Annotated in this window: 12 protein-coding genes and 2 pseudogenes; 7 read left to right on the top strand and 7 right to left on the bottom strand. The window is 54.9% G+C overall.

Features of this window, described 5'->3' with window-relative positions:
* Window positions 1-204: 204 nt before the first annotated feature.
* From OA238_RS13190 to OA238_RS13210, 5 genes and pseudogenes are all read right to left on the bottom strand, one after another.
* Window positions 205-624 carry an Hpt domain-containing protein gene (locus OA238_RS13190; RefSeq protein WP_245581512.1) on the bottom strand — a complete coding sequence of 140 codons (420 nt, stop codon included), beginning with the start codon at window positions 622-624 and terminating at the stop codon, window positions 205-207.
* Window positions 625-671: 47 nt separating this feature from the next.
* The gene (locus OA238_RS34505; RefSeq protein ID WP_275450502.1) at window positions 672-803 is read right to left on the bottom strand and encodes a hypothetical protein; all 132 of its coding nucleotides are present in this window, start codon (window positions 801-803) and stop codon (window positions 672-674) included.
* Between the two features lie 179 nt (window positions 804-982).
* Window positions 983-2,005: an IS30 family transposase gene (locus tag OA238_RS13200; protein ID WP_015495546.1), complete on the bottom strand. Its 1,023-nt coding sequence runs from the start codon at window positions 2,003-2,005 to the stop codon at window positions 983-985.
* Window positions 2,006-2,060: 55 nt separating this feature from the next.
* Window positions 2,061-2,609, bottom strand: a pseudogene (locus OA238_RS13205) (IS110 family transposase); the annotation flags it as partial.
* Between the two features lie 205 nt (window positions 2,610-2,814).
* On the bottom strand, window positions 2,815-3,096 hold the full coding sequence (locus OA238_RS13210; protein ID WP_044036806.1) for a transposase: 282 nt from the start codon (window positions 3,094-3,096) through the stop codon (window positions 2,815-2,817).
* Window positions 3,097-3,108: 12 nt separating this feature from the next.
* Between OA238_RS13210 and OA238_RS35035 the strand changes: the two genes are divergently transcribed.
* From OA238_RS35035 to OA238_RS13220, 3 genes are all read left to right on the top strand, one after another.
* The gene (locus OA238_RS35035; protein WP_420806487.1) at window positions 3,109-3,285 is read left to right on the top strand and encodes an ion channel; all 177 of its coding nucleotides are present in this window, start codon (window positions 3,109-3,111) and stop codon (window positions 3,283-3,285) included.
* Between the two features lie 75 nt (window positions 3,286-3,360).
* Window positions 3,361-4,428, top strand: coding sequence for an IS630 family transposase (locus OA238_RS13215; RefSeq protein WP_015494593.1), 1,068 nt, complete (start codon window positions 3,361-3,363; stop codon window positions 4,426-4,428).
* Between the two features lie 184 nt (window positions 4,429-4,612).
* Entirely contained in the window at window positions 4,613-5,497 is an 885-nt protein-coding gene (locus OA238_RS13220) for a glycosyltransferase family 2 protein (RefSeq protein ID WP_015495547.1), read from the top strand.
* 843 nt (window positions 5,498-6,340) lie between these two features.
* On the opposite strand, the pseudogene OA238_RS13230 reads toward OA238_RS13220, so the two are convergent.
* Together OA238_RS13230 and OA238_RS13235 are read right to left on the bottom strand one after the other, a co-directional pair.
* Window positions 6,341-7,336, bottom strand: a pseudogene (locus tag OA238_RS13230) (IS110 family RNA-guided transposase).
* A 221-nt stretch (window positions 7,337-7,557) separates the two neighbouring features.
* Window positions 7,558-8,580 carry a LacI family DNA-binding transcriptional regulator gene (locus OA238_RS13235; protein WP_015495549.1) on the bottom strand — a complete coding sequence of 341 codons (1,023 nt, stop codon included), beginning with the start codon at window positions 8,578-8,580 and terminating at the stop codon, window positions 7,558-7,560.
* Between the two features lie 166 nt (window positions 8,581-8,746).
* Here OA238_RS13235 and OA238_RS32820 point away from each other — a divergent pair, with 166 nt between their 5' ends.
* From OA238_RS32820 to OA238_RS13250, 4 genes are all read left to right on the top strand, one after another.
* Complete coding sequence (locus OA238_RS32820) at window positions 8,747-8,923, top strand: hypothetical protein (RefSeq protein WP_187293185.1); 177 nt, start codon at window positions 8,747-8,749, stop codon at window positions 8,921-8,923.
* 32 nt (window positions 8,924-8,955) lie between these two features.
* Window positions 8,956-10,104: a TRAP transporter substrate-binding protein gene (locus OA238_RS13240; RefSeq protein WP_015495550.1), complete on the top strand. Its 1,149-nt coding sequence runs from the start codon at window positions 8,956-8,958 to the stop codon at window positions 10,102-10,104.
* A 114-nt stretch (window positions 10,105-10,218) separates the two neighbouring features.
* Window positions 10,219-10,731: a TRAP transporter small permease gene (locus OA238_RS13245; protein ID WP_015495551.1), complete on the top strand. Its 513-nt coding sequence runs from the start codon at window positions 10,219-10,221 to the stop codon at window positions 10,729-10,731.
* A 12-nt stretch (window positions 10,732-10,743) separates the two neighbouring features.
* Window positions 10,744-12,072: a TRAP transporter large permease gene (locus OA238_RS13250; RefSeq protein ID WP_015495552.1), complete on the top strand. Its 1,329-nt coding sequence runs from the start codon at window positions 10,744-10,746 to the stop codon at window positions 12,070-12,072.
* The last annotated feature ends 2 nt before the right edge of the window (window positions 12,073-12,074 follow it).

Below are 12,074 nucleotides of genomic sequence, written 5' to 3' on the forward strand. Positions count from 1 at the left end.
TGCATGTCGCACTCTTGGCTGTCTTTTGACTGTTTTTGCTTTAAAAATATCCTGGGGGGCGTTCTTTAGAACGGGGGGGCGAGCCCCCCTCCTCCGCCCGCGGCACGCGCCGATCCCAGATATTTTGCACGATCCGCTCATGCCTTGCGGATCCCCGACACCGTCAACTTTGCCCGATTGGCGCCGCGTATAATCCCGTTAATTTCACATCTTAGAAATCAGCTCAGACTGGGTACGTTGCCAAACGGAGCCCGCGGCCTTGGTCCGTTCTTGGATGCCTTGGCTTTCGCCGCGTTTTGCTGATGTCTCAATCGCCTTCAAGGTCTCTTGAAGCCGATCCGCCCCAAACACGGCCGCACTTCCAGCGACTTTATGAGACCGCGACGCAACCTCAAGGAAGTCGTGCGTCTCATCCGTGCCCAGCCAAGCAAGGAACTCGTCCACTTCGCTGATAAAGCGTGAGCGCAGCTTGACGAACGTTTCTTCGCCCAAGGCCTCACGGGATTCCGCGCTATGGCTATGATTGATCAGGATGGCGTTATCGTCATCGGCCGGACGCCTTGTTTTGTTTAAAACCCCGCGAAGCGTTTTGCGGGACAATGGTTTGGTAAGAATACCATCCATTCCATCCTTCAAGAATTCTTCTTGCTCCTCAATCATCGCGTTCGCTGTCAACGCAAAAATTGCGGTATTCGCTGACGCGCCACCTGATTTTGTTCAAAGACTTCTTCGCTGCTGCCGCAGTCATTGCCGCTGGTTCCGCAGCCGTGGCCCAAGATGTGGTCTTTGATATCATCAACCATTCAGACTCGACCGTCTATTATGTTTACACATCGCCCTCTAACTCAAACAGCTGGCGCGAAGATGTTCTAGTGCTGACCGAGTAATTTCGCCGGATTATCAAGTGACAGTCTTTATTTACGATGGCTCAAACCAGTGTACCGGTGATATAAAGTTCGAGTTCGACGATGGCAGCTTGGATTCAAACATCAAGTGCAACGGTTGATTTAAAGGCCACGATTTCGTCGGCCATAGCTTCAGCGGGTGTTCTCCATCCGAGGGTTTTTCTCGGACGGTTGTTCATCAGGTTTGCAACGTCGTTGAGCCATGTTTGGCTTGCACCGTTCAGGTCAGTTCCTTTGGGCATGAACTGACGCAGCAGTCCGTTGGTGTTCTCGTTGCTGCCGCGCTGCCAGGGAGCATGCGGATCGCAGAACCAGATATCAATTTTCAATCGTCGCGCCAATTCACGATGGCAGGCCATTTCGGAGCCACGGTCATAGGTCATGCTCTTGCGCAAATCAGCGGGTAGTCGTCTCATCTGGCGGGTGAAGCTGTCAAGCGCGGCCTCGGCCCCATTGCCATCCATTTTGCAAAGAATGACAAAGCGTGTCTTGCGCTCGACCAAGGTACCCACTGACGAGCGATTGAATGCGCCCTTGATGAGGTCGCCCTCCCAATGGCCTGGTACCAGTCGTGCTTCGATCTCTTCAGGGCGATTGATAATACGCAATGATTCCGGGACCATAGCACTGCCCGCCGCTGTCCTGCGCTTGCGCCCACGCTTAGGCTTCGCTTGACGCAACGCCTCGATCATCGCCGCCTTCAGCCCGCCACGTGGCTGCGCGTAAATCGCGGCATAGATGGTCTCATGGCTCACATGGGCGGATGGATCATCAGGCTTCATGAGACGCAGTCTCTGCGCAATCTGCTCAGGCGACCAGTGCAGATGTACGAGCTTGCCATGAACGAAACGATTAAGATCGCTCCCCTCCACAAGCTTGCGCTTGCGGCGGCAGCGCGCGCGCCGGGCATCATAGGCCTGCCGCGCCGCTTGCGGGCAATAGCTGCCGTCTTCCTGCCGACCTCGCGCCAGCTCACGGCAGATCGTGCTCGCCGGGCGATGCAAAAGCTGGCCGATCAACCGCTGACTGCTGCCCCTATTATGCTCGGCTAATATCACGCCACGGTCCTCGCTGCTGAGGTGCTTGCTTCGTATGTCCATCACAACATCCTATGCCCAAAGGGCTCTGAGTGTTGCATTTGAAACTTGAGTCTAAGGTTGTCATGCGCGATTGCATGGACCATCCGACAACGCGTCTTGAGAACAGGTCGATGACGACAGACAGATACGACCACCCTTCGTGGGTTCTGATATATGTGATGTCGGTCAGGCGTCCGCGCTGGCGTAGGTATGCCCTCAGCGTCGCAATTTGGGCCGTTGGCCTAAAGCTACCGCGTAGCAAACCGTAGGAATGAAGCTGTCGTAACCAACTGGCATCACTCACGTCCGTCTTCCGGCCCGGCACGTTCTTGGCGTAACGAGCATTCACCAGAATAACCTCGAAGCCGTGCTGCTCCAGTATCTCGTAGGCTGGAATCCAATAGACGCCCGTGGATACCATCGCAACACTTGTGACACCGTGAGATTTGAACCAAGCGGCTAAATCATGCAGATCGTGGGTGAACGTCCCAAACGCCCGAACCGGCATATCTGTCACGTCGGGGTTCACAGCTGCCATGTGTTCTCGTGAACCAATATCAACGGCGGCGGCTCCTGTGTTCACAGTCTCAAGAGCCGGGGCCTTTCGGGTCTTTTGCTTTGCCATCTTAAATCCTCCTGTTGGCGACAGAAGGATGTGAGTTATGCAAATCCGTCATCTTCCTAATCGGGATCACCGTAAAAGGTGTCACCACCCTCAAGTTCGCATGAACCCATGGGCCACGTTTTTTAACGGGGTTCCACCCTAACGCAGATCACCAATAAGCGAACGGCCGCGACCCTTCATCTCACAACTATAGCACTGGCTGTTTCTACCGCGCACAGGCGGGGTCCAACCCGGAACGGTTTTTTAAGATGGTGCGTTCCTGGGTCACCCGCGCCAGTTCACCCTTTAACCACCTTATCTCAACAGCCTGATCCAAAACCTCGGCTCTTTCATGCGGTGACTTCGAAAACTGCGCCTTCCACGTGTACAGCGACTTGGTGCTGATCCCGAGCCGTTCAGCAACCTCGCTGACCGCGTATCCACGCTCGACAACCTGTGCCACAGCGTCCCGCTTGAACTCATCCGTAAACCGAATTCCTTTGTTCATGTCCGCCTCTCCTTGGTTTCAAAATTACCAAGCAAAGGGTCTACAAATCTAGGGGCACCTCAGGTCGGATACGGCGACGTTGTGCTTGAACCGGGGTGGCGACTATTGGCGGGGATGACTTCGACGCACGGTCTGTTGATTTTTGGGATATTTATAGCGTTCCTCGTTGAGGTATACTCCTGCGCCTGAATTGACTTGACGATTTTGGGCCTGCGATTCACTTCGTCGCATGGCCAAAGGCGGTTCAGTCTGTATTTTGAGTTTATGAGCAAGCAATACAAAACAGTCTCCTTATCCGACGAGCAGCGCATAGCACTTGAAGCGCTTTGCCGCCGCCGCAAAGTTGACGCCCTTGTTTGGAAACGGGCGCGCGCGTTTCTTCTTTTGGACGCAGGAGAAGACGCCGGAACGGTTTGCCGGATTTTGGATATTGGCCCGACAGTTTTGACGGAGTGGCGATTTGCCTTTGCCGGTGCGGGACTATCGTTTTTCGGTCTGAAGGACTACAGCCAGCGTCAGGGTCATTTGTCCGTCGTGCAAGAGCAGGTGGTGAGAGCCCATTTCACCGCGCAGCCTGCCCGCAATGCCGATGAGGTCTGTGCCTATGTTCTAGCCGAGTGCGACCAAAACTACAGCACGTCGGGAGCCGCCAAGCTGATGCGCCGCCTGGGGTTCGCGTATAAGAAACCACAATTGCTGCCTGCACAGGCCGATGAAGCCAAGCAGGCTGCGTTTATTGCCAAATATGAGGCCCTGATGAACGGGTTGGCCGCAGATGAGATGGTTGTCTTTTCGGACGCTGTCCACCCCGAACACCAGAGCCGCCCCGCCCATGGTTGGTTCCCCAAGGGACAAAAGACGGCCCTGAAGGCGACATCAGGGCGCAAGCGGCTCAACATTCAGGGCGCGCTTGACCTTGAGACTTTCCAGTTCACCTTTGTGGAAGGCGAGAAGATCAATGCCCAGACAACCCGACAGATGCTGGAAAAGTTGGAACGCAACAACCAAACCAAGACGGCCATCCACGTCTTTGTCGACAATGCCCGCTATCATCATGCCAAGATACTACAGCCATGGCTGGACAGCCCAGAACGTCGGGTGAAGTTGCATTTCTTGCCAGCATATGCCCCGCACCTCAACCCGATCGAGCGTCTTTGGGGTGTTATGCACAAATGGGTCACCCACAATCGGCACTATGCAACGTTCAACCAATTCACAGAGGCCATTTTCGACTTCTTCCGCAAGACCCTGCCAGAAAAATGGCCAGAGTTCCGCGACACCGTCACCGACAACTTCCGCGTCATATCGCTCAAGGAATACAAAGTGATTTGAGGGGAAAACCTCAGGTCAATTCAGGCGCGGGAGTATACTACAAAATTAGCCGTTCAAAAAGTGGATGGCAGTCCGTTCTGCCAAGCAAAGAGCCTTGCCCCCAATAAGTGGGTTCTATTCCAGTTTCCGGTTTGTCTGGAGCCGGGAGATGCCGTAGATAGCGGCTCAAACTGAAGGATCCTCAATGACACATCCCGTGGTGACCAAACCAACACCAGTGGTTTCCGTTGTCATTCCACTCTACCAAAAAACGCGCCACATAGCGGCTGCGATCTGTGTGGCCTATCGGTCCTGCTCCTTGGCCGACGTCGCTTTTGAACTCGTTGTGGTGGATGATGGCTCCACGGATGGCTCGAGCGAAGTGGTGCGAGACTGGGCGGCGGGGGATCCTGCGCACGCAAGTGTCCTTCATCTGATCAGACAAGAAAACCAAGGCGCCGCGGCCGCTCGCAACGCAGGTTGGAAAGCTGCGCGTGGTGAAGTTATCTTGTTTCTGGATGCTGATGACACTTGGGAGGACCATCACGTTTCAGAGATGTTGGTTCTTATGGCAGAATTTCCGGAAGCTGCGCTCTATGCGGATGCATGGGATGAGATTTCCTTCGATCGTACTGCAAAACAGCACGTTTTTGGTATCGGATCTGACCGTCGCGGACCGCTTGCCTGCTTTTTCGAGACGATGAGTTCCGGCCCCATGATAGTCTCGTCGAGCACGGCCGGTACGTGGAAAAGATGCCTGGTGGAGAGCCAGGGATTTCCCGAAGGGGTCCGGTTTGGTGAAGATAAAATCGGCTGGGGCCGTCTGGCCCTTCTGGGTGATGTTGTCTGGTCGCCTCGTATTGGTGCCATCTGGGACAAATCCGCAGACAATCGGAGCGACAAGGTTGTCGGCTCAGTACCCCGCAGCGCCTGGCGCGATTTCCTGATCAAAGCGCTGGATGGCCCGGAGGTCTCAACTGCGACGCAGGGGAATATCCGGACCGCTGTCGCAGTTGAAAATGCCTGGCTCAGTGGCGAGATCACACACTTCGGCCACGAAACGCCTGCGCTTTTCACTGAAGCCAGATAAAGGCCCTGCTGCCGTCGAGACGCCGGGCTGTCCGGCAGGATTGCAAGTCGCAGCGGACCGCTGATGGAGGCGCACGACCATACTGGCGTTGACCACACTTCTGCAGCGATATTTGGCTTTATCAGTTGGCCGCCGGAACAGCGGCGAAACGACCCCGAAGGCCTCAGACAGGCCATTTTGGATCAGCTATCCGAATGTTTTGGAAAAGCTGCGCTACATCCCACAAAGCTTGTAGCTGAAGACTGGGTGTTCTAAGCGACGCGACAGAAGCTGGGATTAGACAGTCTCGCAAGAACCAAGCCCGCCCAATTCTAATCGATGAATTTGAGCCCGACCAAGGCGTGCGTAACGGGTCAAAGCAAGACGGCATGTTTGCCCTGTTTCGCCGAATGTCGGGGGAGAGGGTGGTCGCGTTACGCGCGGCGGCGCCGATTCCGGGTCTTGTCTTTCGTCGGTGTCCAACTGCTCATAACCGCCAGCTATCACGCTGGATTCATGTGGTGAATCCTCGGGGCGCGATTTGTGCATGTATGGATGCCCCCGTTGGTGCAAGAGATTTCTGAACGGTTTGAGTGTGTGATAGGATGCGGTCATATATCCGTTGACCAGCAGGCGATTTGTGAAACAAATCTGCCGAGAGGGGGGCCTCTTGTTGCAGCGGTTGATACAGCCGCGGGCCGGTATGGCGATGCGCGAACCAAAGGCAGATCAACAAATCGAGCTCATAGGCTCCTGCACAAAGACTGCTTTGTCTAGTCCGGATCTTTCCGATCATTTTCCCTTACTGTTCATCGATCTCCTCACACACTCAAGTCCCGGGGCGCGATAAACGGCGCATTGCGCTCATGCCATCGTTGCCGCAGGGGTTCGGTAGTCCTCTTGTTTTGTCACCATGGCCCATAAGCCGCGGGCCATTCATTGCCCGGCAACACATGCTTGCATGTGTGAGAGGGGCACCAGAGATCAGCAACCGGCGAATGTCGCGTTGACCCATCCATTGCCCGTCAGGGTCATGCGAAGCATGGTCCCGAGAGGGTTCGAGGTCTTACCAAGGCGAGGTTTGCCGCCCGTCGAGTTCTGTTTAGGAACCAACCCCAGCCATGCCGCAAAATCCCGACCTCGGCGAAAGCAGTTCAGATCGGGCGCAAAGGTCTCAATTGCTAATGCTGTGATTGGCCCCACGCCCGGCATGGTCTGGGCTCGCTGTGCCGCTTCAGCTTCTTTAGCAGCAGCCTTCATCCTCTGATCCAGCGCCGTAACCTGAACATTGAGACCTTCGATCTGGGCGAAGTACACTTGGGCGAGTTCTCGAACGCCTTCTGGCAAGCTTATGGCCTCATCCGCAACTGCGTCGGCCAAGCGTCTGACGTGGATGGCTCCCTTTGGCGCAACGACGCCGTGCTCGGCAAGATGGCCTCGCAGTGCGTTGATCGTTTGAGCGCGCTGGCCGATGAACATCTGTCGCGTACGAAACAGCATGGCGCGCGCCTGCTGAGCCTCGGACTTCAACGCAACAAACCGCATTGTTGGCCGTGAGGCCGCCTCAACAATTGCTTCAGCGTCTGCAACATCGTTCTTCTGTCTTTTTACAAACGGCTTCACATAGTTTGGTGCAATCAGCCGCACCGTATGGCCGAGTTTCTCAATCTCGCGGCCCCAGCAATGAGCTGTCGCACAGGCCTCCATCGCAACAGTGCATTCGGGCTGTTGGCTCATAAATGCGAGAAGCTGAACACGTGTCAGTTTCTTGCGAAAAATAACTGCTCCGTTTGCGCAAGCCCCGTGAAGTTGAAACACGCGCTTTGCAAGGTCTATGCCGATTATGCTAACTTCTGACATGGATGCTCTCCCTTTGAAGGATGCTGACTGAAACATCACAATGGCACATTACGATGCCGGTTGGTGGGGGCATCCACGCCATCAACAAAGCCCTACCGACCTTTGCTGCAGTTAGGTGGAAGGCCATGTGAGTCGGATTGCATTTCAACCAGATCCGCTTGGCGCGCAGTCCTCAGGAGGTCGCGGACCTTTTCTTGATGGCTAAGCTGAGCGGCTGAAACTTAGCTCCTGGCAGGCGCTAGCGTTTCACGAAGGACAAGGTGCGCCTCGAGTTCGGTGGCTTCTATTAATGTTCCGTCGGTCACAAGTTTGGCAAGGGCTTCCCCTGCACGGCGCCCCATTTCGCGATGGGGAACGTGGACGGTTGTCAGCGCGGGGTAGGCTATTTCAGCCAATTCTATATCATCGAAACCAGTGATTGATACATCTTGGGGCACTTTCACGCCCATTTCCCGCGCGCGGCGCAAGGCACCGACACCCAAAACATCATTTCCGCAAATAACAGCCGTCGTTTGGGGCGCGGCCTTCATTACTTGCTCAAAAGCAGTGGCACCTTGTTCGATACCGTATGTCGTTTCTAAAACATGCAGATCCCGCGGGTTTAAGCCGGATGTCGCCATCGCATCCTCAATCCCCCAATGACGCGCCTTTGCGCGGTCGTTCTGATTGGTTTCTGCAGAAATGAACGCAAGATTGCTGTGACCAAGTTCTATAACCTTGAGAGCCATCAAGCGCATGGCCTTTCGATTGTCAAAGCCGATCGATGGCCGAATTGACTGCCCATCGAAGGCCCACGTTATAAGCGTAGGTATGCGCTGGGCTTCAAGGAACTGGTAGACTTCGGGGCTTCGTTCATGGCCAATCAAGAGCAGAGCGTCTGCTCCACGTGCGACCAAGGCACGAATTTGCTGTTCTTCGATATCGGGGCGGTATGATGTGCTGGCCACAAGCATCGTAAACCCATGCTCCAAAAGCTCGGCTTGAAAGGCTTCCAAACCACGTGCAAAAACGGCGTTCTCCATCGTCGGGATAATTGCGCCAATCGTGTTGGTGCGCCGCGCGGCCATCGCCCTTGCACCGAAGTTTGGCGAATAGCTTAACGCTTTGACCGCATGCATAACTTTGGTCCGGGTCCGTTCAGCAACCTGATCTGGGAAATTCAGGCAGCGTGAGACTGTCGCCGTAGAGACACCTGCTGCAGCTGCAACGTCTTGCAAGGTAGGTGTTTGCGAAATTTGCGTCATTCCGGTCCCTAGTAATATTGGCCCTGCATTTGTGCTGGCTTGCCATCAAACGGGCTTAACACAGGTAGAGCCATGTAGGCGACATATATTGTAAGCCCTTGCATTTTGCAAATGTAAGGGCTTTCATGAGGTGTGATTCGGACTTGCGACTGGGAGGAGACGCAATATGCCGCTTATCGGGGCACTGCTGTTATTATTTGTGGTTTTCGTTGTGAATGTGGCGCTTGGCACCGCATACGATTCTGCATTCCTAAATGACGTGGGCGAGATGCTGGTTCTTTCCGGCGTCGCCGTGTTGTTCGTCATAGTTATTCTAAAGAAAGAGGCTGACGCCAAGAAGTAGCACAGCGCAAAATCGTCCAGGGAGGACATACAATGAATAAAGACATCAAAGAACTGAAATCGGTCGAGCGCCGTAATTTCCTGAAACTTGCAGGGTCTGGGGCATTCACCGCCGCCCTCGTTGCAGGTGCCGCAGGTTCGCTTTGGTCGACAGCAGCCGTCGCCCAGACAGCACAGGAAGAAGCCGACCGCGAAGCAGGTGCCGAACATACCATGACAATCGCCACCGCTTATATTTTGGGTGCGACACGCAGCTACCCGATCATGCAGTTGGATCTTAAAGAAAACATCCAAAACGCCGCGAACGGTAAAGTCTATGTTAAGCTGGCCCCTGGTGGTCAGCTCGGCGCAGGTGGTGCACTGGCACAATCCGTGCAGACGGGCACAATTCAGGCCGCACAGCATTCACTGTCCAACTTCGCACCGTTCGCGAGCGTTGTTGACTTGATTAACATGCCCTACTTGTGTGGTTCCAACCAGCGTTTCACCAACCTCGTGCATTCCGACATCTGGGCACAAGAAGTGAACCCGAAAGTAGAAGCCGCCGGTTTCAAGGCGCTGTTTTACGTCAACATCGACCCACGCGTCGTCGCTGTTCGCAAAGGCGGAGCAGGTGCGGTGATAACACCGGGCGATCTGGACGGCGTGAAGTTCCGCGTTCCAGGCTCTGCGATGTTGCAGCAATACTACCGCATGGTCGGCGCAAACCCTACACCGGTTGCATGGGGCGAAACACCGTCCGCGATTGCACAAGGTGTGGCTGACGCGCTCGATCCATCTGTTGGCGCGCTGTACGTCTTTGGCTTCAAGGACCTGTTGTCGCACGTGACGTTCACGCAGGCAGTTCCGGATTCTCAAGTCTATTCCTGTAACCTCGAGTGGTTCAATTCCATGCCGGCTGACATTCAGGACGCGATCATGGAAGCGTCTGAAATCACCCGTCATCAGAACCTTGCCAAGGTGCCATCGGCACGCAACTACGCCATGGCCGAACTGCGCAAATCAGGCGTTGAATTCCACTCACTGTCGGACGACCAGTTGGGTGAATGGCAGGCGGCTGGTGGATACCAGTTGGCCGAATGGGACAGCTTCAAGGTTGAACTGGCAGGGTCCATGGACACCTTCGCCAAGCTCGAAGAAGCCGCTGGCACTCAAGGGCGCTACTACGTTCACGACGCCTAAACCCAAACGTGGTGGGCGCCGCCTTATAGTGCCCACCAACGCCTGACGACAATCATACATTTTGTTGAGCATTTGATGTGGCCCATCCGGACACATCCACGAGAAAGGACCGTCATGAGCTTCTTGCACAGACTGAACCGAGACGCGGAGCGTTGGCTGCTCTTGGTGTTCTACGTGATGTTGGTTCTGACCATGTCCATAGAAGTGCTGCGCCGTGAGATTTTTTCATATTCTTCCATCTGGGGTGAAGAAATCGTGCGCTACTCATTTATCTATCTTGCGTGGATCGGGGCTGCCGCCGCCGTCAAGGAACGTGCGCACATTCGCATTGACGTGTTGATGCACTATGTCGGCCCCCGCATGAAAGCGCTGCTTTATATCTTCGGCGATCTTGTGATGTTTGGCGTTGCAGCGATCGCTCTCTACTGGTCGTGGGAATCGGTCCACGTCTCGTGGAAATTTGGATCGGTCAGTCACGGCCTGCGCATATCAATGGTCTGGTTCTTCATGGCCGTGCCGCTGGGCTTTGCCATTATGATTGTGAGACTCATCCAATCCCTGTTGCGCGACATACGTTCCCTTCGTGACGGAACCCCCGTCTACGAAGGCGACAAGCTGTTTGATTGAGGAGGATAAACCATGCTTTTTAACCCAATTGAACAAATCGTCATACTTGGATGGGATTTCTACCTGCCGGCCCTCGCGTTTGTGCTGATGTGTGCATTGGCGGTGCCTGTCTGGGCGTCCATCGGTGTCGCTTCGAGCATGATGTTGCTGATGGCGGGCGATTTGCCACTGGCGCTGCTGGGCGAAAGTCTGTTTCATGGCATTGATGCCTTCGCGCTGACCGCTGTGCCGCTGTTTATCCTGACTGGTGACGTTCTTGTGCGCACGGGTCTCAGCCGTAAATTCCTCGACGTGGCGGAGGCCCTGACCCAGTTCGCCAAAGGCGGGTTTGGATCGGCCACCGTTCTGGTTTGCGGCATGTTCGCTGCGATCTCCGGTTCGGACGCCGCGGGCGCTGCGGCGGTGGGGCGTATGACAATCTATCGCCTTGTGGAGAGCGGCTATCCGCGCCCCTATGCTTGCGCCTTGGTTGCTGCGGGTGCTTGCACAGGCATCCTGATCCCACCCTCCATCGCATATATTATCGTCGGCTTGATCCTCGGAATATCTGCCTCGACACTGTTTCTTGCAGCGATCATTCCGGGCGTGTCGATCCTGCTGGCGATCCTGATCACCAACCTGATCGTCAACCGCATTTACAGTTATGAAGGCGGCGGCAACCTGTCTTCGGGCGAATACTTTTCCCGGCTCGGCCAATCGCTAGTTTCGGGTTGGTATGCCTTCATCGTCCCCGGTATCATCTTTTATGGCATCTTTTCAGGTCGTTTGACACCGACCGAAGCGGGCGCCACCGCAGTCGTCGTCACAATAGCCATAGGGTTCATTATAGGCACACTGAAACTGGCAGACTTTCCGGCAATGCTGGTCAGTTCCGCCAAGGTCAACGGCATCATTTTGCCCATCATCGCGTTCTCGCTGCCACTGGCACAGGCGCTGGCGATCATGGGCGTGCCGCAAGGGTTCGTGTCTGCTGCGACCGCTATGACTGATAACCCAATAATCCTAATTCTGATGATGATCGGTATTCTGATTGCGGCGGGATGTGTAATGGAAACAACGCCTAACATCGTGATCCTCGCCCCGATCCTAAAGCCACTATCTGACAGCATTGGAATGAACGAAATTCAGTTCTGCATCATGATGATCACAGCGCTGGGTGTTGGCTTCATCACACCGCCGCTGGGTCTGAACCTGTTCGTGGTCTCTGGTATCACCGGTGAATCCATACTCAAGATCGCTTGGCGGGCGATCCCCTTCGTGTTGTGTATGCTGGTTGTCGTCTTGCTGATCGCATTCATTCCCGCAATTTCCACTACTTTTCTTCCAGAAATTTACAAATAAGG

The organism is Octadecabacter arcticus 238, assembly GCF_000155735.2.
GTDB lineage: Bacteria > Pseudomonadota > Alphaproteobacteria > Rhodobacterales > Rhodobacteraceae > Octadecabacter > Octadecabacter arcticus.